The 21,268-nt window shown below is 35.0% G+C and carries 22 protein-coding genes, 1 riboswitch and 1 other annotated feature; of the genes, 15 read left to right on the top strand and 7 right to left on the bottom strand.

Annotation, left to right across the window (positions count from 1 at the left end; translation table 11 throughout):
* Positions 1 to 26 precede the first annotated feature (26 nt).
* Positions 27 to 458: an Lrp/AsnC family transcriptional regulator gene (locus ACUN26_RS22015; protein WP_002039967.1), complete on the top strand. Its 432-nt coding sequence runs from the start codon at positions 27 to 29 to the stop codon at positions 456 to 458.
* A 340-nt stretch (positions 459 to 798) separates the two neighbouring features.
* Here ACUN26_RS22015 and ACUN26_RS22010 read toward each other — a convergent pair whose 3' ends face one another.
* Positions 799 to 1,764 (bottom strand): DUF4822 domain-containing protein, encoded by a 966-nt coding sequence (locus ACUN26_RS22010; protein ID WP_001036594.1) that lies wholly within the window; start codon positions 1,762 to 1,764, stop codon positions 799 to 801.
* A gap of 451 nt (positions 1,765 to 2,215) precedes the next feature.
* On the opposite strand from ACUN26_RS22010, the gene ACUN26_RS22005 reads away from it, so the two are divergent.
* Positions 2,216 to 2,650: an Lrp/AsnC family transcriptional regulator gene (locus ACUN26_RS22005; protein ID WP_033657330.1), complete on the top strand. Its 435-nt coding sequence runs from the start codon at positions 2,216 to 2,218 to the stop codon at positions 2,648 to 2,650.
* A 40-nt stretch (positions 2,651 to 2,690) separates the two neighbouring features.
* Here the strand turns inward: ACUN26_RS22005 and ACUN26_RS22000 are convergent, their stop codons facing one another.
* Complete coding sequence (locus ACUN26_RS22000) at positions 2,691 to 3,248, bottom strand: cysteine hydrolase family protein (RefSeq protein WP_001001101.1); 558 nt, start codon at positions 3,246 to 3,248, stop codon at positions 2,691 to 2,693.
* A 516-nt stretch (positions 3,249 to 3,764) separates the two neighbouring features.
* Here ACUN26_RS22000 and ACUN26_RS21995 point away from each other — a divergent pair.
* From ACUN26_RS21995 to ACUN26_RS21965, 7 genes are all read left to right on the top strand, one after another.
* Positions 3,765 to 4,718: a nuclease-related domain-containing protein gene (locus tag ACUN26_RS21995; protein ID WP_002093062.1), complete on the top strand. Its 954-nt coding sequence runs from the start codon at positions 3,765 to 3,767 to the stop codon at positions 4,716 to 4,718.
* A 49-nt stretch (positions 4,719 to 4,767) separates the two neighbouring features.
* Positions 4,768 to 5,172, top strand: coding sequence for a phosphate-starvation-inducible protein PsiE (gene psiE / locus ACUN26_RS21990; RefSeq protein ID WP_000834705.1), 405 nt, complete (start codon positions 4,768 to 4,770; stop codon positions 5,170 to 5,172).
* Between the two features lie 141 nt (positions 5,173 to 5,313).
* A complete protein-coding gene (gene speG, locus ACUN26_RS21985; RefSeq protein ID WP_000076822.1) occupies positions 5,314 to 5,829 on the top strand; it encodes a spermidine N1-acetyltransferase in 516 nt (171 codons plus the stop codon).
* 436 nt (positions 5,830 to 6,265) lie between these two features.
* Entirely contained in the window at positions 6,266 to 7,813 is a 1,548-nt protein-coding gene (locus ACUN26_RS21980; protein ID WP_000054846.1) for an ABC-F family ATP-binding cassette domain-containing protein, read from the top strand.
* A gap of 5 nt (positions 7,814 to 7,818) precedes the next feature.
* Positions 7,819 to 9,012, top strand: coding sequence for an MFS transporter (locus ACUN26_RS21975; protein ID WP_001293757.1), 1,194 nt, complete (start codon positions 7,819 to 7,821; stop codon positions 9,010 to 9,012).
* 177 nt (positions 9,013 to 9,189) lie between these two features.
* A complete protein-coding gene (locus ACUN26_RS21970; protein ID WP_000792613.1) occupies positions 9,190 to 9,402 on the top strand; it encodes a DUF3955 domain-containing protein in 213 nt (70 codons plus the stop codon).
* A gap of 100 nt (positions 9,403 to 9,502) precedes the next feature.
* Positions 9,503 to 9,742 (top strand): DUF3947 family protein, encoded by a 240-nt coding sequence (locus ACUN26_RS21965; protein ID WP_000980960.1) that lies wholly within the window; start codon positions 9,503 to 9,505, stop codon positions 9,740 to 9,742.
* 28 nt (positions 9,743 to 9,770) lie between these two features.
* Here ACUN26_RS21965 and crcB (ACUN26_RS21960) read toward each other — a convergent pair whose 3' ends face one another.
* Positions 9,771 to 10,127, bottom strand: a complete 357-nt coding sequence (gene crcB / locus ACUN26_RS21960) for a fluoride efflux transporter CrcB (protein ID WP_000969609.1) — start codon at positions 10,125 to 10,127, stop codon at positions 9,771 to 9,773.
* Complete coding sequence (gene crcB, locus ACUN26_RS21955) at positions 10,124 to 10,528, bottom strand: fluoride efflux transporter CrcB (RefSeq protein WP_000639331.1); 405 nt, start codon at positions 10,526 to 10,528, stop codon at positions 10,124 to 10,126. Before crcB (ACUN26_RS21955) ends, crcB (ACUN26_RS21960) begins: the two co-directional genes overlap by 4 nt.
* Before the next feature lie 54 nt (positions 10,529 to 10,582).
* Positions 10,583 to 10,642, bottom strand: a riboswitch (Fluoride riboswitch).
* Positions 10,643 to 10,860: 218 nt separating this feature from the next.
* Between crcB (ACUN26_RS21955) and ACUN26_RS21950 the strand changes: the two genes are divergently transcribed.
* From ACUN26_RS21950 to tyrS, 5 genes are all read left to right on the top strand, one after another.
* A complete protein-coding gene (locus tag ACUN26_RS21950) occupies positions 10,861 to 11,919 on the top strand; it encodes an endonuclease/exonuclease/phosphatase family protein (RefSeq protein ID WP_000734836.1) in 1,059 nt (352 codons plus the stop codon).
* A 31-nt stretch (positions 11,920 to 11,950) separates the two neighbouring features.
* Positions 11,951 to 13,453, top strand: coding sequence for a DUF4077 domain-containing protein (locus ACUN26_RS21945; protein WP_000455098.1), 1,503 nt, complete (start codon positions 11,951 to 11,953; stop codon positions 13,451 to 13,453).
* 195 nt (positions 13,454 to 13,648) lie between these two features.
* The gene (locus ACUN26_RS21940; RefSeq protein WP_000573656.1) at positions 13,649 to 14,044 is read left to right on the top strand and encodes an SET domain-containing protein; all 396 of its coding nucleotides are present in this window, start codon (positions 13,649 to 13,651) and stop codon (positions 14,042 to 14,044) included.
* A gap of 386 nt (positions 14,045 to 14,430) precedes the next feature.
* Positions 14,431 to 15,348, top strand: coding sequence for a UDP-N-acetylmuramate dehydrogenase (gene murB / locus ACUN26_RS21935; protein ID WP_001057110.1), 918 nt, complete (start codon positions 14,431 to 14,433; stop codon positions 15,346 to 15,348).
* A 105-nt stretch (positions 15,349 to 15,453) separates the two neighbouring features.
* Positions 15,454 to 15,670 (top strand) — a binding site (T-box leader).
* A gap of 52 nt (positions 15,671 to 15,722) precedes the next feature.
* Entirely contained in the window at positions 15,723 to 16,982 is a 1,260-nt protein-coding gene (gene tyrS, locus ACUN26_RS21930) for a tyrosine--tRNA ligase (RefSeq protein WP_001021115.1), read from the top strand.
* A 196-nt stretch (positions 16,983 to 17,178) separates the two neighbouring features.
* Here tyrS and ACUN26_RS21925 read toward each other — a convergent pair whose 3' ends face one another.
* The 3 genes from ACUN26_RS21925 to ACUN26_RS21915 all read right to left on the bottom strand — a co-directional run bounded on the left by ACUN26_RS21925 (position 17,179) and on the right by ACUN26_RS21915 (position 19,622).
* Positions 17,179 to 18,357: an NAD(P)/FAD-dependent oxidoreductase gene (locus ACUN26_RS21925; RefSeq protein ID WP_000043190.1), complete on the bottom strand. Its 1,179-nt coding sequence runs from the start codon at positions 18,355 to 18,357 to the stop codon at positions 17,179 to 17,181.
* Positions 18,358 to 18,401: 44 nt separating this feature from the next.
* Entirely contained in the window at positions 18,402 to 18,842 is a 441-nt protein-coding gene (locus ACUN26_RS21920) for a DUF1641 domain-containing protein (RefSeq protein WP_001115309.1), read from the bottom strand.
* Positions 18,843 to 19,277: 435 nt separating this feature from the next.
* Positions 19,278 to 19,622, bottom strand: coding sequence for a winged helix-turn-helix transcriptional regulator (locus tag ACUN26_RS21915; RefSeq protein WP_000760481.1), 345 nt, complete (start codon positions 19,620 to 19,622; stop codon positions 19,278 to 19,280).
* 373 nt (positions 19,623 to 19,995) lie between these two features.
* Between ACUN26_RS21915 and ACUN26_RS21910 the strand changes: the two genes are divergently transcribed.
* Entirely contained in the window at positions 19,996 to 21,159 is a 1,164-nt protein-coding gene (locus tag ACUN26_RS21910; RefSeq protein WP_002039974.1) for an MFS transporter, read from the top strand.
* The last annotated feature ends 109 nt before the right edge of the window (positions 21,160 to 21,268 follow it).

Here is a 21,268-nt window from a genome sequence, read left to right as displayed (position 1 = left end):
ACACTTTCTGGCTTTCTACTTTCACGGTGAAAGGATTGGTTTATATCATTGATCAAACAGATTTTGAGATACTGAAATTATTAGGAGAAAACTCAAGAATACAATGGAAAGAACTTGGTCAAAAAATACATATGACGGGACAGGCGGTAGGAAATCGAATTCGAAGGTTAGAGGATTTAGGGATTATTGAGCAATACACAATCGCAATAAACCGAATCAAATTAGGACAAGTAGTGACTGCGTTTGTTACTTTGTTCGTAACAACAGCTAACCATCAAGAGTTTATGAATTTCTTTCAAGGAGAAGAAGGGATTTCTGAAGTACATCGTATAAGTGGTGACGGATGTTATTTATTAAAAACACATTTTGCTTCCAATGAAGAATTGGATAACTTTCTAGGACGACTATTAAAGTATGGGAATTACCGTGTTAACCTATCAATAGGGAAGTTAAAATAAACTTTATGTAAGTTTATGGTTCCTTTTGCTTGTGGCTAAGACATGTTTCCAAAAATAAAAGGAGTATCTCTTATTAAATAAGAGATACTCCTTTTATTTGTTTTTAATAATTATTGATTATTTTACATCTGATTTTTCTTTTTTCATTATTTGCCTTTGACTAGTGAAGGGGAATTTTTTAACATCAAAACCCCTGCGCTGTATGCAACAGGGGGTTCTATTATTACTTATTTGAGGGCATGATCCTATTTCATTTTACAGCTAATTCATGTTTCGAATATAAAAAGTAGACTCATAAGAAAAATCCTGTAGTTCAGTACAGGATTTTTAATCAAACTAATTAAAAACTAAATTGTGGTTTAACATCACCTTTATAAGGTTCATGTTCAACGAATATAGTTATGTCTTTACCAGATTGGTCTTTACCAGTTCTTTTATACGTAAATTTCTTATTGTTCAGTTCAGTAAGTTCAAGAGCCGCACCATATTTATTATTTCCAATTGATACATGAGCTCTTATTTTATTTTCGTGTACAACATCGAAGTAACCATAGTCACCGCGGCTTTGACCTGTTTCGCTATTGAAAAACTCGTATTTATTAGACTTGTCATCAAATTTTGCTAGACTTATAAAATTAGAATTAAACTGTGTTACATCATTACCAGCTTCATCTAATACCTTTGTTCCATGCCAAAGGGTGCCGCCTAAAATTTTATCTCCATCAACATTTTTAACAATATCGCCTGTAGTAGTGTTCAGTTGCTTGTCCGGATCAGTGAAAGAAAGTTCTTTTTCTTTATATGGAACATGTTCAACGAAAACTTCTACATCTTTACCGTTAGCGTCTTTCCCCATTCGTTTATAAGTAAATACATTTTTATTTAGTTTTGTCATGTCAACAACAGCTTGATACTTCATTGATTCTGAAATTAATATTCTCTTCTTCCCATCATTTGTGACAAAGAAAGTTCCTTTATCGCCACGACTTGCACCTGTCTTAGCATCAAAGAATTCATATCTGCCGGACTTCGCATCATATTTTGCAAGACCAATGAAGTTTGCATTCTCTTTTGTTAAGTCATTCTTATCTTTGTCATATACTCTTGTACCTTGCCAATTAGTATCGCTAAGAATGTTAGCCATTTTTTGGCCTTTCGTTAACTTGTTTTCCTTTTTCGTCTCTTTAGCAGCTTGTTCTTGTTTTTGTTTACCATGATTTTCTTCGGCTTTAGTACCAGCACACCCTGTTAATGCTAATGTGAATCCGAGCAGTATTGATGATAGTGCTTTCGTTTTTTTGTTCATTTTTTATCGTCTCCTCATTTTATGATTTTCATGTTATTCACATGGTTTTAAGTAGTGCGGTTTGTGATTATAGTAGTAGTTCATCCTTCTGAATCTTTGTTATATGAAAAGATTTAGGTTGAATCAATGAACTTAGTTGCTACGTTTATTATGTTAATCTCAGAGTATAAACTCCCTCTAAATAAAACATTAAAAAAAGATAAACTAATTCCTAAAAAATTTTCATATTTATAAAAAAGCAATCGCTAGTTTGCAGCAGGGATCTTTCGAATATTTACCAAAGTTGTTTCTGATGCCTACGAGTAATCAAAAAAATACATTGTAAAGAAGAAGGAAAGCCGTTAACAATAATGTAATTCCTAATAGAGTTAATCGATTGTAGTGCAAAATTTTTGAGCTGAACTGTATGGGAAATGAAGATTTTATAGAAGTCGCTTCATATAGGAAGGGGATGTCCATGTTTGATTCAACAGATTTTAAAATTATACAGTTACTACAAGAAAACGCTAGAATGAACTGGAGGGAAATTGGAGAGATAGTACATTTGACTGGCCAAGCCGTTGGAAAACGAATTAACAAATTAGAAGAGGCAGGTGTCATTCAAAAATATACGATAGATATCGACAGAGCTAAGCTGGAAGGATCCATTATGACGTTTGTTACGCTATTTTTGCATGCACCACATTATCATAATCAAATTCAAAGTTTTTTCGAAAAAACAGACGTAATCACTGAAATGTATCGTATAAGTGGCGATGGGTGTTATATCATGATTCTTCACACATCTTCGCATCAGCAATTAGAAGAGACGCTTGCAGATGTTTTACATTATGGTGATTATCGTATAAATACTGTCATTAAGACAATGGAAAAAAAGAAAGAATAAGATATTTATCCTTTCTTTTTTCATATGGAACTGTAATTCTTTATTTGTTTTTATTTATAAAACAGCTTGCTGACATGACTTTTGCGTAAATATCACCAAACTCTAATGCGCTCATGAACGATTGATGAGCGTGTACTGCTGGGATTAGATTTCCTTGGAATTCTAAATCTTTTGTTGTACAAGCATCTTCAATTACAATACATTGAAATCCTAAATCACTGGCAGCCCGTACTGTTGCATCAATACATACATGAGTCATCATACCGCAAATGACTAGTTGGTCTATTTTCTCTTCTTTTAATGTTTGTAATAAATTTGTTCTTAAAAAACTGTTAGGGTGGTGTTTTTGTATGACTCTTTCATTAGCGATCGGTTGTACATCATCATGAATTTGAGCACCTACTGTCTCGGGGAGGAAGAAGGTAGCTCCTTCATTGTTCGCAATATGTTGTACATGAATAATTGTTTTATGTTTTTCACGAAACACTCTCAATACTTCTTTCGCTTTTTGGATGGCTTTTTCAGGTAGATGTAATTCCATATTGCCGCCTTTAAAGTAATCATTTTGTATGTCGACTAATAGTAATGCTTCGTTCATCGTTATTCCCCCATACTTAGTGATTCAGCACGTTATTTGTACTGTACCGTTATTATATAAATTGTAGCTATGCTGAAGTAATAACATTATGAAACGATTTTGAGGTATATAGTTTCAGTGTGAAAAAAGTGAAAGTTGGTATAAGTACAAATGGATTTTGTGGAATTCACGGTAAAGTTATAGGTAGAGTGGCATTATAAGGTAAAAACCATAACTTTGCTAGAGGAGCAGGTTATGTTTTTTTATGCGGAAATGCGATTTTAAGTTTTTGCTGAAGGTGTTTTTCTAGGATATGCTGTGAGTGATTGGAGTGAGGTAGTGTCGGATATTGTCGACCAATCGATATATTGGAAAAATCGTTGATATATTGTGAGTTGTGATAGATATATTGGAAAAATCGTTGATATATTGTGAGTTATGATAGATATATTGGAAAAATCGTTGATATATTGTGAGTTATGATAGATATATTGAAAAAATCGTTGATATATTTGTAAAGGGGTGTTTGAGGTGATTGTGAAAGAAAGAAAAATGCCGATTTATATAAGGCAGTTAGAAGCACTTCTTAGAAGGTTACCTGTACATCATCCGAAACGAAATTTAATTGGAGAAAACTTGGCAAAACACATGGCGGGATATAAAGGGGAGCAATCGATTGATTATCCACTTAGTTTTATTTCTGAGAAAGAGTATAGTATTTTACATGATATTCGCTTATCTAATTATGATAAATACTTTCAAATTGATACTATTATCCTTTCCACAAAGTTTCTTCTTTTTCTTGAGATAAAAAATATAGCAGGTACATTAATATTTGATACAAAGTTTAATCAACTTATCCGAATAACAGAAGGAAATTCAGAGGGATTTCCAGATCCGGTTTTACAAATAAAAAGGCAAGAAATACAAATAAAGAGATGGTTAAGCTTACATGGATTTTCTTCTAGTCTTCCAATTGAGTCCCTTGTTGTTATTAGCTCGCCTCGTACCATTATAAAATCTTCAGATGACAATCTTCTTCATACAATTATTCATAGTGCAAATTTACCTCATAAAATAAAGTGGTTTGAAAGTAAATATAAAAGAAAAGTTATAGATAATGTAGATAGGCTCATTCATCAAATAATAACGGAGCATTCTCCACTTCAACAAAATATACTTGAGCAATATAAAATAGAAAAAGAGGAGTTGTTAAAGGGAGTACAATGTGAGAAATGCTTAGTTATTCCAATGGTTAAAGTGAAGAAGGGTTGGTGTTGTACAAGTTGTAAAGATTTTTCAAAAGTGGCACATGAGGATGCTATACGAGATTATGCATTGCTCATTAGTACGACATGTACAAACGGTAATTTGAAAGAGTTTCTCCATGTTTCGTCGGGTATGGTTGTAAACAGAATTCTCCACACACTAAATCTTCCCTACACTGGCAACAAAGGACGAATATATGATTTAACTTCTTTCCAATCGTAATTTTGCTATAATAAATACGTACGTATACGAAGGGGAGTTTAAAGAGAAAATGAAGTCATTTAATATCGATCATCTTATAGCTAGTGTTTTGCAATGGATATTAAATATAGCGCTAATTATATTATCCATTGTCTTATCTATCTTTTTAATTAATGAGACAATCACATTTATTCAATACATCTTTTCAACAAAGAAATATACATCGTATAAATTGGTTGAAAGTATCATCGTATATTTCTTATACTTCGAGTTTATTGCATTAATTATTAAGTATTTTAAATCGAACTATCATTTCCCGTTACGTTATTTTATTTATATCGGAATTACGGCATTAATTCGGTTAATTATTGTATCTCATGAGGAACCGATGGAGACGTTATTATATGCGGGATCCATTCTTGTTTTAGTCATTGCTTTATACATATCGAATATGAGAGATTTGAGAAAAGAGTAGTAGTGCAGACATAAGTTTGCACTACTTTTTTCACCTTGACCTTCAAGTTACTTGAAAGTTTACAATGAAATTAGGGCGTTTGAAATTGAAAAAAATTGAGAAATTAAGTGAAGAGGTTTCTTTTACTTGGAGGTTATAGAAATGAGTCAGGAATTGAAGTTACGTCCATTAGAACGAGAAGATTTAAAGTTTGTACACGAACTGAATAATAACGCGCATATTATGTCGTATTGGTTTGAAGAACCTTATGAGGCCTTTGTAGAATTGCAGGACTTGTATGATAAACATATACACGATCAAAGTGAACGCCGATTTATCGTTGAGAAAGATAATGAAATGGTTGGATTGGTTGAGTTAGTGGAGATTGATTATATTCACCGAAGAACAGAATTCCAAATTATTATTGATCCAAATTATCAGGGGCATGGTTACGCAGCAGAAGCGACGCGTTTAGCGATGGGTTATGCCTTTGCTGTCTTAAATATGCATAAGATATATTTAGTTGTCGATAAAGAAAACGAAAAGGCTGTGCATGTTTATAAAAAGGTTGGATTTATGGTAGAAGGTGAGCTTCTCGACGAGTTTTTCGTTGATGGTAACTATCATAATGCGATAAGAATGTGTATGTTTCAGAAGCAATATTTTGAAAGTAAGTAGTTGAATGATTTGGAAGTAATGTTGACGCTTCGCAAAACCGTATGCTAAAATCCCTTTTAAGTATTAAGGAAGGTGCAGAACATGCTTTATATAAAATTTGTAAAACTCATTAGAAAACTTTGCTCCGCACAAATGTATACGGTGAAGCGTTGTACGGAGCTTAATCAAGGGGCATAAATCCCCTATATTCATCGGCTGAATAACTTTTCTAAAAAAGTATAGTTTATCTATGCTTATTTGGTTACGGTTTGTAAGTCGATGTATAAAATAGATTAAGGGCCATAGACAATGCTTTGTCTATGGCCCTTTGTGTATATTATTCCAATGAGCTTTTACTATAAATTGGAGTAGTATAGGAAAAACCACGAAGCAGAGGGCTAGTGTCGAATGACGCTATCTCTCTGCTTTTTTTAATTTCAGGAAAAGAGGAATACGAATGAGTTTACTTAAAGTTGAAAGTTTATCACATAGTTTTATAGATAAAGCCTTATATGAAAATGCTTCTTTTAGTTTGCATAAAGGAGAACATATGGGAATTGTTGGACAGAATGGTGCAGGAAAAAGCACGTTAATGAAAATATTGATTGGAGAAATCATTCCTGATAAAGGAGATATAAAGTGGCAACCTAATATTCAAATTGGACATCTGGATCAATACGCAGAAATTGATGGGGGCTATACCATTTCACAATATGTAAAGAAAGCTTTTTATGATTTGTATGAAATGGAAGATAGAATGAACAAGTTATATGAAGAAAGTGCTAGGACTGGAGATGAGAATCAACTATTAAAAGCGGCAGAGATTCAAGAACAGCTTGAGGCTCGTGATTTTTATTCGGTAGACAGTATAACGAATAAGGTGGCAGCTGGTTTAGGTATTGATGCTATCGGGATGGATCGTGTTATTGGTGAATTAAGCGGAGGACAACGTGCAAAGGTAATTTTAGCGAAGCTTTTATTAGAAGAGCCGACTATTTTATTACTAGATGAACCGACGAATTTTCTTGATAAGGAGCATGTGGAGTGGCTTGCTAATTATTTAATGAATTTTGAAGGGGCGTTTATTGTCGTGTCACATGATTTTGATTTTCTGGAAAAGGTGACTTCTTGCATATGTGATGTAGAGTTTGGAACAGTTAAGAAGTATTACGGAAAATACTCAGATTTTGTAAGACAAAAGGAGCATTTGCGAAAAGATTATATTCGCCAATACCATGCACAACAGAAGAAAATTGAAAAAACGGAAGAGTATATTCGTAGAAATATTGCTGGAGTGAATTCAAAAATAGCACAAGGACGTAGAAAGCAGTTGCAACGTATGGAAAGAATTGCGCCACCAAGTTTTACCCATAAACCGTCTATTCATTTTCGGGAACTTCCTATTTCAGTTCAAACAGTTCTTGAGGTAAATAATCTCGAAGTTGGTTATGACTTTGCTCTCTTACCAAAATTGAATTTTTCAGTAATGGGTGGGCAAAAACTTGTTATTACAGGATTCAATGGAGTAGGGAAATCTACTTTATTAAAAACAATTGTTGGCACTATTGCTAGTATTGCTGGAGAATTTCACTTCTCAGAGCAAATAAAGATTGGATATTATGAGCAAGATTTAAATTGGAGCAATGATTCTTTAACTCCGCTTCAAATTATTTCGGAACAGTTTCCTACATTGAATATGAAGGAAATACGTCATCATTTAGCTGCGTGTGGTGTGAAAGATACTCATGTCTCGCAAGAAATTCGTACGTTAAGTGGTGGTGAACAATCGAAGGTGAAACTGTGTGGATTATTACTATCACCTTGTAACTTCTTAATTTTAGATGAGCCGACAAATCATTTAGATGCAGAAGCGAAGGAAGCTTTGCAAAAGGCGCTAATTCAGTTTAAGGGCAGCATTATACTTGTATCTCACGAAGCAAGTTTTTATCTTAATTGGGCAGATAGCATCTTTGATATAGAGACAGGATTAGTTAAGGGGGTGTGAAACATATGAGTGAAAACAATTGGAAAACGAAAATTATATTATTTTTGACCGCTCAAACTATTTCGTTGTTCGGTTCCTCTCTCGTGCAATATGCGATTATATGGTATATCACCCTTACAACATCATCAGGAGTGATGTTGACTATTTCAACTGTTTGCGGTTTCCTACCACAAATTGCGATATCTTTGTTTGCAGGTGTTTGGATTGATCGTTATGACCGTAAAAAGATGATTATGTTATCGGATGGGATTATAGCGATTGCGACGTTAGTTTTAGCAATTTTATTTTTAACAGGATATAAAAGTATTTGGTTACTTTTTATTGTGTTACTCATTCGTTCAGCTGGAACAGGAGTACAAACGCCAGCTGTGAATGCATTAATTCCGCAAATCGTTCCGAAAGAGTATCTTATGAAAGTAAATGGAATAAATAGCAGTATTACATCTTTAATTATGTTTCTTTCTCCAGCAGCAAGTGCTACGATTCTTTCTATTGCCAGCATTGAAACAACATTTTTTATTGATGTTATTACGGCTATGATTGGAATTAGTATTATGCTTATCATTCAAGTAGAGGGACATGTGAATGCAGAGAATAAGCAAAAATCTAATCTACAAGGAATTAAAGAAGGGTTCTCTTATTTAAAAGAAAATGTATTTATTAAAAGGCTAATCGTTTTATTAATTATCGTCATGATTTTAATAAGTCCAGCCGCCTTTTTAACACCTTTAATGGTGACTCGTTCCTTCGGGGCGGAAATGTGGAGACTTACTGCTAGTGAGATGACCTTTAGTGCTGGTGCAGCAGCTGGTGGCGTACTGATTGCAGCATGGGGTGGTTTCCGTAATCGTATGCATACAACAGCGTTGGCCTGTGCGTTATATGGTCTGCTTATGGTAGGACTAGGAATTGCACCGGTATTTATTATGTATTTAGTCTTTAATTTTTTAATTGGTATAACAATGCCATGTTTTAATACGCCAGTTACTGTGTTATTGCAGGAGAAAGTAGATCCAGTTATGCATGGCAGAATGTTTAGCCTCGTACAGATTGCAAATTCATGTGCTTTACCTTTAGGGATGATTATATTTGGTCCTTTGGCTGATGTGTTTAGTGTAGAGGTTTTGTTAATTTATGCTGGGATATTCGTACTATTTTGCGCAATGTATGTTGTATTAAGCAGGAAGTTTGAAGTGTAAATATTTATTGTCTATAAAAGGTTTGTGAGGCAATTTAAGATGCTTCATAAACCTTTTATTTCCATTCTATTCAATAATAATTTATTGTAAAACGATAAAATATTATTGACTAATGATTTTGTTTTGGATAATATGATGTTAATTAAGAAGAATTATATGAATAGAGGAGAATGTAAAATGAAAAATAAATACGTAGTAGCTATTTCTTTCATGATCTTAGCGATTATTTCTTTAACTATACATGCTTCAAACAGTAAAGTTGGAGCGGATGGATTTCTTGAAGAACCTTTCTTTTTCCTAGTACCGGTAAGTTATGTATTGTTCTTTAGTGGTATTGGTGTATTACTATTTGGATGTATTACTTCAAAGCTGAGAAAAAGTAATAGATAAAGTGAAGCTTAATTAGTGATGGATTCCCCAATCCGGACAAAATACTCACTATGAAATAGAAACATACCATATGGAAGAAAAATAATAAGTGAGCTGAATAATGATGAATCATTATTTTTATAATGGTAGACAAGTAGGTGCGGCTATAACCCTAGCCGGGGCACAGGGGACAATTCATGCTGTGAATCAAGTGATTCAAATGCAGCAACAAGCATATTTTGCACAAATGATGCAAGGACAGTATATGCAATACTCACAATTTCCAATGCAAAGTGTGCATTATGATGTGTATCCAGCGGGTTTACTTTCCATTCCATATGGCGGGACTTACTTCTTATGAAAGAAAGCGACTCAATAGAGTCGCTTTTTTATATTCCACCGAGCTTCATTCCAAGGAATGCGAAGAGGATACCGATTATGTAAGTAGTACTTACATATAAAAGGGATGTGTAAATTTTTTTGCGATTGAGAAGCTGAATGGATTCTAATTTAAACGTCGAAAACGTTGTGAATGCGCCCATAAATCCAGTTCCTAATAATAATTGCCAGCCTGTAGTGACTCCGTTGCCAATTATATATCCGAGTAAAAATGCTCCTGTTATATTAATAAGGAATGTAGCAATTGGAAAGGATGTTTTATTTCTTTTTTTAAACCAATTGCTAATTGCAAATCGTGTAATCGCACCGAAAAAACCTCCAGTTGCCACTAATAAAGCTTCCATCATAAGTGATCACCTTCCGTAACTGATTTCTTAATTAAGAAATCACCTAGTGTATAGCCAAATCCAGACATAATGAGACCGCCAAGTATGCTACATGATACATATAAGAAAGCCATGCTCCATTCAGAATGATTAATTAATTGCATGGTTTCTACACTAAATGTTGAAAACGTCGTAAAAGAACCGATGAATCCAGTACCGATGCCTGTGATAACCTCCGAAGGTAAGATGTTTAGCCGTGCAACATATGTAGTCAGCCATGCTAATAAGAAGCAGCCGATTAAGTTAATGAGTAATGTAGCTAATGGAAATGAATGATGCCAAGATTCATGGATAGTAAGACCTAAATAATAACGAGAAAGGGCTCCTAATATACCGGCTATACCGACGATAATATAAATCAAATTCCTCACCTCTTTAAATAGCTTGCTCAAAAAAATAGACTCCTACCAGTAGTTATACTGGTAGGAGTCATTAGCTAAGCAGCGGTTATGGCGAACTCCATCGCCTATAATTATTACATATAGTGTACTAAAAATTGCGTTTGATTTCCAGTGAAGAAGTTGGTGTATTTTGTAGTTCTCTAATCGTTTGAGATAGAGAATTATTACTTATAAACTAAATATAGTGATATAAGGTTTTCAGTGTGATAAAATGTTTCGTATATCTGTCATTTTTTATTTGACTGAAAATAAAGAAAAGTAAAATCGTATGTTTTATAAAAGGAGTCGTTTGTTTGAAAAAGTTATTAAAAATAATACTTATATGTATTTTAGTAGGTGTGGGAGTTGTAGGTGGGTTTTTAGCGTATATGACACTTACAAAAGAACAGCCAGCTGATGTTATAAGCTTGAAGGTGGAAAACAATAAGAAGCGCGTAATTGCGCAGGGAAATGAATTTAAAGTTACAACGTTTAATATTGGATATGCTGGACTAGATAAGGATCAAGACTTCTTTATGGATGGAGGAAAAGGGTCTGGTTCAAGTAGTAAAGAACAAACGGAAACGAATTTAAAGAATATGCTTTCGTTTTTACAAAATGAGAATAGTGATTTTGCGCTATTACAAGAAGTAGATATAAAATCAATGAGATCATTTGATATAAATGGGCATGAATTTTTGAAAAAAGGACTGCCTGATTATGCTTCTTCGTTCGGAAAGAACTATGATACAAAATGGGTTCCGGTGCCAATCACAAGTCCAATGGGATATGCTGATGCTGGACTAAGTACGTTTTCTAAATATACAGTTCAAACAGCGAAGAGGTTCCAATTACCAGGAATGGAGCCGTGGCCAAAGCGTTTATTTGATTTAGACCGAGCGATTGTTGAACATAAAATTCCTGTTAATAATGGAAAATTTGTTAGACTCGTAAATTTACATTTGTCTGCTTATGATGAAGGCGGAAAAATTAGAAAGCAACAAGTGGAGTATTTAAAAGAATATATGAACAAACATTATAAAAATGGTGATTACGTAATAATGGGCGGGGACTGGAATCAATTAATTTCTAACGTTCAGTTAAGTGATCCGAAGTTCGTGAAGGAGCGTCCTGAGTGGTTAGTAGAGTTACCGAAGGACTTTACCGATGGTGGCTTTAAGTGGGCTGTAGATCCGTCTGTTATGACTGTGAGAGATGATGTAAAGAAATACGTGGAAGGTGAAAACTTTGTCACGATTATTGATGGCTTTATCGTTTCACCGAATGTTGAAATTGTAAATGTACAAGGGAAAGATTTGAAGTTTGAAAATAGCGATCATAACCCAGTGAGTGCGGTATTCAAGCTGAAGTAATCGATACGTATGAGAAGGTGGGGCTTCATATATGGAGTGGTTAAAGAGAACTTGTTTTTCTAACCTTGAGAAAGAATCACAGAAAAATCATTTATTGCTGTTTATCACGATTTGCAGTTTCTTCCTCGGGGTACTCGCAATTGGGTATTACGGATATATTTTTACAGAGAGAGCAGTAGCATTTTGGATGTGTGGTATTTCTATCGTAGTATTTGGAACGCTACTTACTTTTATAGAAAGTATGGAAGCAATGTATAAATACATCATGACATGTATGCTACTTATTATGTCTTTCATTATGGTACAAGCATTTAATGAAAGCCCAGCTGTATTTCAAATGGTCTATTTTACATTAGCAGTTTCACTTATTTATTTGAGTGAACGTCTTATTTTAATTCTTGGTGGGGTAGCAGTTGTTGTTACATTTATACTTTGTAGTTATTGGCCAAATCAATTTTTTGCTTATACAGCATCATCTGAAGCTGCAAATTTTGCAAGCTTGTTAGCGATTGTAACGATCGCAATGTGGGGTGTCACAAAGATTGGTTCTAATCTTTTGGCTCGTTTAAGTGATGAGAAGCAAGCAGTGATGAAGAAAGCTCAGGAGTTAGAAGAAACGCAAAGGCTTATTGAGGAAACTGTTGTGAAGTTAGATAGTAATTTCAATCATTTAAGACAGAATATGAACACTTCGATGGAGTCGATGAGTGAAATTAATTTTGCTTTTGAAGAAGTGGCAGTTGGTACTCAATCACAATCAGAGATGATGTCACGTTCAGTAGAAGTATTGAATGATATGGAGGGAAATATTGACCAAATCATCTCTCAAGTAAGAAATGCTTCGATGCGTGTTGATAAAAGTTTGGAAATCTCAAAGGGTAGTGTAAACACTTTAAGAAATTTTGAAGCTAACATGAGAAGTTTAAATGATGTTGTTTCACAATCAGGAACGATATTTAGAGAATTGATGAAACAATCGAAACAAATTAATGAAATTGTAGATGTAATAACGAATATTTCAAGTCAAACGAGTTTGCTAGCTTTAAATGCAAATATTGAAGCTGCAAGGGCAGGAGAACATGGAAAAGGTTTTGCTATTGTAGCGAATGAAGTGTTAAAGCTTGCTGAAGAATCGAATCGTTCTGCGGGGAGAATTCAAGGAATTTTGAAGGAGTTTAGTAATCAAGCAAGTAAAGTAGAAGTGCAGGTAGAGAAGTCAGAAAGAGTACAAGAAGAGTGTAACGAAATGTTAGCAAGTGTTTTAACGAATGTAACGGATTTAGGGAAGTTTATTGATACGATTAATGATGTAATGAGAGAGATTGTTGGTCATCAAGAAAATTTCCAAGTTAAAACGACGAATATCGTTAAAGATGTGACACATGCTTCTAACGTAATTCAGCAAACTTCTGCAGCTACGGAAGAAGTGTTAGCAAGTATTGAAGAAGAGAAGAATCGAAATGATACGTCGGTGAAGACGCTACATACTGTTAGTGAGCAAGTGAAGTTGCTAGAAGATATTTTAGAAAAATAATATCGCTGAAAAAGAGCACAAATGATGTGCTCTTTTTCAGTTGAACGAATACTTGATAGGAATTTAATTGCTTTTCTATGAGTTTTCTGCCAAGCTTAAGGAGATAAAATTTAACTAATAGCTACTGATTATTAGTTAAATCTCGCGGATAGCGAGATAAAATACTTCAAAGAAAGAATTATATAGGTGACGCATATGATCGAAGTTAAGACTTCTGAACTTAGTGATGGAGAATTTAATAGAGGTGTATTTGCAACTCGTGATATTAAAAAGGGTGAGTTGATACATTCAGCACCAGTTATCTCTTATCCGAATGAACAGCATGAACATATTGAGAAAACGTTACTTGCTGACTACGCATTTGAGTATGGGGTAAATCATACGGCATTCCTTTTAGGATACGGCATGTTATTTAATCATTCATATAAGCCGAATGCAACGTATGATATCGTCTTCGAGAACCATACGTTTAACTTCTTTGCTTATAAGGATATAAAAGCTGGAGAAGAGATTTTAATCAATTATAATGGTGAAGTTGATGACGATGAACTATTATGGTTTGATAAGGAAAAAGAAGAGAACGAAAAGTAATATAAAGAGTATAGAAAGAGCGCATTCTGTGGGATGTGCTCTTTTTTTATATTGAAGAAAATAAAGTAAAGATTACAAAAAAATACCACTTTATTTTCGTGTGGTATAGTAAGATACTGAAGGATAGTGTTTTATAAAAGTTATATATTTTACAAATTGTTGTCTTTCTGATGACATGTCAAGTTTAGTAGTCCATTTGGGTTGCTTTATTATGCAATATATATTTTAATATGAGTGGCACCTCTTATAATTTAAGAGGTTTATAGGTGTCTCGAATTGATTTTGGGTACACTGTATCCACCACTTTAGTTTCATTTCATGTATGTGGGGATATTATGGGCCCGTATAGCGGGATAAAAAGAATATAGAAATAGAGGAATCGTAAAATGAATATGCAAGAGGTTTATAAATATTTAAGTACGGTATTGCCTGAAGGTCATGTTACACAAGATGAAATGTTAAAGAATCATACGCATATTAAAGTTGGCGGAAAAGCAGATGTGTTCGTTGCGCCTACGAATTATGATGAAATTCAAGAAGTTATTAAGTATGCTAACCAATATAATATTCCAGTTACGTTTTTAGGAAATGGATCAAATGTCATTATTAAAGATGGTGGGATTCGCGGAATTACGGTCAGTTTAATTCATATTACAGGTGTTACTGTAACAGGAACAACGATTGTAGCACAGTGCGGTGCAGCAATTATTGATGTATCACGTATTGCATTAGACCACAATTTAACAGGGCTTGAGTTTGCTTGTGGCATTCCAGGTTCAGTTGGCGGAGCATTATATATGAATGCTGGTGCCTACGGTGGTGAAGTATCGTTTGTATTAACAGAAGCTGTCGTAATGACAGGTGATGGAGAGTTACGCACTTTAACGAAAGAAGCATTTGAATTTGGATATCGTAAGAGTGTATTTGCGAACAATCATTACATTATTCTTGAAGCGAGATTTGAACTTGAAGAAGGTGTACATGAAGAGATTAAAGAAAAAATGGATGATTTAACGTATAAGCGTGAATCAAAACAACCTTTAGAATATCCGTCATGCGGTAGTGTATTTAAGCGCCCACCAAATAACTTTGCTGGTAAGTTGATTCAAGAATCAGGACTACAAGGAAAGCGAATTGGCGGAGTAGAAGTTTCATTAAAACATGCTGGATTTATGGTGAATGTTGATAATGGAACAGCACAAGACTACATCGATTTAATTCACTTCGTACAAAAGACAGTTGAAGAAAAATTCGGTGTGAAGTTAGAGAGAGAAGTAAGGATTATTGGAGAAGATCTACAATAATTTTTGAATTAAAAGCGTATAAAAGTATGAATTATTTTAAAATAACATTTGGGTATTGTTGACAATTTGTTTTCAATTCAATATAATGGCTAATAATTTAACAAATAACATACGTTGAAAGAGCCCAGTAGCAGTTTGTCACTGTTATCAAAGAGAGCTAGGGGTTGCTGGAACCTAGCACAAACAAACTTGTGAATTACACTCTGGAGTATCTTAGGTAACGCTAAGCGGAGTAGCAATCGATATTATTGCTAAGAGTGGTATGAATAGCTATGCTATTTATGCAAACTGGGTGGTAACACGGTGAATAATCGTCCCTATGTCATAGACATAGGGGCTTTTTTGTTTTAAAAAAATAAAGGGGATGACAAAAGATGAATATTATTGATGAATTAGAATGGCGCGGTGCTGTGAATCAACAGACGGATGAAGAAGGTTTACGTAAGTTAGTAGAAGAGAAAAAGATTTCACTATACTGCGGAGTAGATCCAACTGGTGATAGTATGCATATCGGACATTTGATTCCGTTTATGATGATGAAGAGATTCCAATTAGCTGGTCATCATCCGGTTATTTTAATTGGCGGGGCAACAGGAACAATTGGTGATCCAAGTGGACGTCAATCAGAGCGTCAACTGCAAACTTTAGAAGTAGTGCAGCATAATGTAGATGCGTTAACAGCGCAAATGAAAAAGCTATTTGATTTCGGTGGAAATAGCGAAGTGAAGATGGTAAATAACTACGACTGGACACATGAAATAAACATTATTGAGTTTTTACGTGATTACGGGAAAAACTTTAGCATCAATAGCATGTTAGCGAAGGATATTGTAGCAAGTCGTTTAGATACAGGCATTTCTTTTACAGAATTCACGTACCAAATCTTGCAAGCGATGGATTTCCATCATTTATACACGAAAGAAGATGTTCAACTGCAAATTGGTGGTAGTGACCAATGGGGAAATATTACGAGCGGGTTAGATTTAATTCGTAAGTTAGAAGGACATGAGGCGAAAGTATTTGGACTAACAATTCCGTTATTATTAAAATCAGACGGTACGAAATTTGGAAAATCAGCAAGTGGTGCGGTTTGGCTTGATGCTGAAAAAACAACGCCATTTGAATTTTACCAGTTCTGGGTGAATACAGATGATCGTGATGTAATTAAATACTTGAAATACTTTACATTCTTAGCGAAAGAGCGAATTGATGAATTGGCAACGAAGGTAGAAGCCGAGCCTCATAAACGTGAAGCGCAAAAAGTGTTAGGCGAAGAAATGACGAAATTCGTTCATGGAGAAGAGGCATTATTGCAAGCTGTGAAAATTACCTCGGCATTATTTAGCGGAGATATTAAATCGTTAACAGCTGATGAAATTGAACAAGGCTTTAAAGAGATGCCGACATTCCAGTCTTCCAAAGAGACGAAAAATATTGTAGAGTGGCTAGTTGATTTAGGGATTGAACCATCTAGACGTCAAGCTCGTGAAGACATTAATAACGGTGCGATTTCTATGAATGGTGAGAAAGTAACGGATGTAGGTACGGATGTTACTGTAGAAAATTCATTTGATGGAAGATTTATTATTATTCGTAAAGGGAGGAAGAACTACAGCTTAGTGAAATTGGGATAATAATTTTTGTGGAAGAGTGGAAGTAAGAAAGATGCTTTCACTCTTTTCATATACACAATTCCGACACAAAAAAGTCAGTATATTTAGATAATTAAAAAGGGTTATAGTATCTCTTTGCCGAATATAAGTAAGTAGAGAATATTACGGATAAAAATAGCCCGAACCATGCCGGGCATGATTCGGGCTTATATTCAGATTAGTAAGCTAAGCTGAATAGACCTTTAATGTGTGATAAGTAACGAACGTTACTTGCTTCTTTCATTAATGATGCTGGTAAGCCTTTAAGTGGAGTATTGCTTGCTCCAATTGTAGCAACAGCATCTTTACGTCCTAGACTAGCAAGCGTTCCAGAGTTTACAGGTGCGAACTCTTCGAATGCTTTGCCTTCTAGTGCTGCGTATAAGTTGTATCCAATTAACTCACCCATTTGCCAAGCGATTTGTGCAGTTGGTGGGTATGGACGTCCGTCTGGAGCGAAGACAACAGCGCTGTCTCCAGCAACGAATACGTCTTTATGAGAAGTAGATTGTAGGTATGCATCAACTGTTGCACGACCACGGTTTACTTCAAGACCTGATTCACCGATTAATGGGTTACCTTGTACGCCGCCTGTCCAAACGAATGTGTTAGCAACAAGTTTTTGACCGTCTTTTAAGTCGATTTCATTGCCAGCAACGTTTGTTACAGGAAGACCAGTTAAGAATGTAACACCGCGTGCTTCTAGGCTAGTAGTTGCACGTTCGATTAAGTGGTCTGGTAATACTGGAAGGATTTTTGGACCTGCTTCAACAAGAAGAAGTTTAACTTCTTTTGGATTTACGCCGTGGCTTTTTGCAAGTTTAGGCATAATGTCAGCAAGCTCACCAACTAGCTCAACGCCAGTTAATCCGCCACCACCGATTACGATTGTAGCATCCGCTTCGTTTTTCGTTTTCGCGTATTCACGAATACGGTCTTCAACGTGTTTGTAGATTTTGTTTGCATCAGCAGCAGATTTTAATACCATGCTGTTTTCTTCTAGTCCTGGAATACCGAAGTAAGCAGTTTTACTTCCTAAAGCAACTACAAGTGCATCGTAAGATAATGTAGTGCCACCAGCTAGTTTGATTTCTTTGCTATCAACTGAGAATGACTCAACTGTTGCGATTTTAAGATCGATATCTTTACCTTTGAAAAGCTTTGTAAGTGGCATTGCAATTGCTTGCTCAGCAACGTTACCAGCTGCAAGGCGATGTAGTTCAGTGATGATTTGGTGTGTTGGGTATTGGTTAATCACTGTAACTTGTGCTTCTGATTTGCTGTAAAATTTACGTACGTTTAAAGCGGCAAGAAGACCGCCATAACCAGCGCCTAAGATGACAATTTGTTTTGACATAGTATGATATCCCCCGTCTTTACTAATTGTTGTTATAAGTTAACTTATTTATTGTTACGTTCTGCACTAATTTGAAGATATGCGTTCACAAAGCGGAACATTTTTTGTGCTTGTGGGTCTTTTAGTAATTTTAATAGACCGAATAGGCCGATAACTTCGTTGCTTTCGTCAGCACGATCTTTCGCTTCGATTGCAGTTGCAGCCATGCTTTTCACTGTATCTTTTACAGGCTCTACAAGCTCTGTGATTGCACCAACAGTGTCGCTTTTTAATACTTCATCAGTAGCAACAGTTTGAGCGAAGTCATAAGACTTAGTTAAAATGTTAACAAGCTCAGTTAATTTTGGAAGCTGTTCTACTAGTGTTGTTAATGATTCTTGTACCTCAGGTTTTAACAACTGATCAAGTACATCAAGTTGTCCTTGGCTAGCAGAAATTTGTACAGTTTCTTGTTCTGGCTTTGTTTGAGTCATAGTTTCTGGCATCTCCAATTCTCCTTTACGATAGCAATACTCTTATTTTTTATAAGTAAGATAGTAACCGTTTACGAAACTTTATACAAAGTTTCACAAAACACAATAAAATGCCTTTAAATTTATGACAGCAACTAAGCTGCAAACATAAATCTAAAACCATAACGTCTTACTTATTATTTATGAACTGTCCGATATATGGCTTGTCCGCATAATGGAAAAGCTCCGTTACCGGAAAGTGTATATAATATATATCCTATATTATATACTATATACACCTATGTTAACATAAAAATGATTCCTAATTATTTGATATTGAGTGTATAACGTAGTGCTGACAAGGTATGAAAGCGTATAAAATATTTTGTTTCAGTTAGAAATGTACATATATATATAGAAAAAAAGGAAAAAACGAACAAATTCATGTTCGTTTTTTCCTTTTTCCTATTATTCACCTTCCGCAATTAGCATCGATGTGTTACCTTCTTTTTCAAGATGGCATTCGCCCCAAGAACAAAGAGAATCAAGAATCGATTCTAAAGACCAACCGTAATCAGTAAGAGAATATTCTACTTTTGGTGGGACTTGATTGTATACTTTTCTTTGAATAACGCCGTCGTCTTCTAATTCACGTAATTGCTGCGTTAACATTTTTTGTGTAATACCAGGCATTGAGCGTTTTAGTTCACTCGTTCTCTTTGTACCTTTCGTTAAGTGACAAAGAATAACAACTTTCCATTTGCCGCCGATAACTTCTAAAGTCGCCTCTACAGGAATATTGTATTTCTTCATATGAAACCCTCCTTTTGTGAGCGAAGTAAGTTAAATAATATAAATGTTACTTTTTAGTACCTATAGCACTTTAAAGTACGTACTTTTTATTATGTTAAATATGTTTCATAATAGCACATGTAAGAGGCAAATGAGTAGTACGGTACTGAAAAGTGACTATGTTACTTTTTGGTGCCTATCGTACTTTAAAGTGCGTTCTTCAAAAAAAGGATGAAACCATTCATAATAGCATTTGTAAGTATGAAATATATGTTTTAGAAGATAGAAGGGCCCTTTTATCATACTATTATGATTGGATTTCTTGTAATAAGGAGGAATTCAATTGAGTTCATATACAGTACCATCTTCGGAAGTTCAGACGAATCGAAGAAGTATGTTTGCTTTATTAGCACTAGCAATTAGTGCGTTTGGGATTGGTACGACCGAGTTTATTAGTGTCGGTTTACTACCATCTATTTCGAAAGATTTAAATGTCTCGGTTACAACAGCTGGTTTAACGGTTTCCTTATATGCGTTAGGAGCGGCAGTAGGAGCTCCTGTTTTAACAGCGTTAACGGCTCGTATGTCGCGAAAGACATTATTAATGTGGATTATGGTTGTTTTCATTATTGGTAATGGCATTGCGGCGGTAGCAACAAGCTTCACTGTATTAATTATCGCAAGGATTGTAGCTGCATTTGCACACGGTGTGTTTATGTCGATAGGATCTACAATTGCGGCTGCAATCGTACCAGAGAATAAACGTGCTAGCGCAATTGCGATTATGTTTACTGGATTAACAGTCGCGACTATTACTGGTGTGCCAATTGGAACATTTATCGGTCAAGAGTTTGGCTGGAGAGTGTCATTTATGGCGATCGTTGTAATTGGAATTATTGCTTTCATCGCAAATAGTATACTCGTCCCATCTAATTTAAAAAATGGTGTACCTGTATCGTTTCGTGATCAATTTAAACTAATTAAAAATGGAAGACTGTTACTTGTTTTCATTATTACTGCACTTGGATACGGCGGTACATTCGTAACATTTACGTATTTATCACCGTTATTACAAGAAGTAACAGGATTTGAAGCAAGTACCGTTACCATCATTTTATTAGTGTATGGAATCGCCATTGCGATAGGGAATATGGTCGGCGGAAAATTATCGAATCATAATCCAATTCGAGCGCTATTCTACATGTTCCTTATTCAAGCGATTATATTATTTGTTTTAACATTTACAGCGCCGTTTAAAGTAGCTGGATTAATCACAATTATTTTCATGGGACTATTCGCGTTTATGAATGTTCCGGGGCTACAAGTATATGTAGTTATATTGGCAGAGCGCTTTGTTCCAAGTGCGGTTGATGTTGCTTCAGCAATTAATATTGCCGCATTTAACGGAGGAATCGCTTTAGGTTCTTATATAGGTGGCCTTGTAACGAATTCGTTAGGGTTAATCCATACTGCTTGGGTAGGCGGCCTTATGGTAGTAGGTGCTGTTATTTTAACAGCATGGAGTATGACATTAGAAAAAAGAGATCAAGTAAAATAAAGTGAAACTTTAATCAGTGGGGGTGTTCTTCCACCAATGATTATTAGTTGAACCAATCGGGCGTTTACGGGCAGTTTATCTCCCACCTAACGTCTTTGCTTCAGCCGAA

Source organism: Bacillus sp. WC2503 (assembly GCF_052682895.1).
Note: the sequence above shows the minus strand (reverse complement) of the source record. Positions and strands in the feature narration are given on the sequence as shown.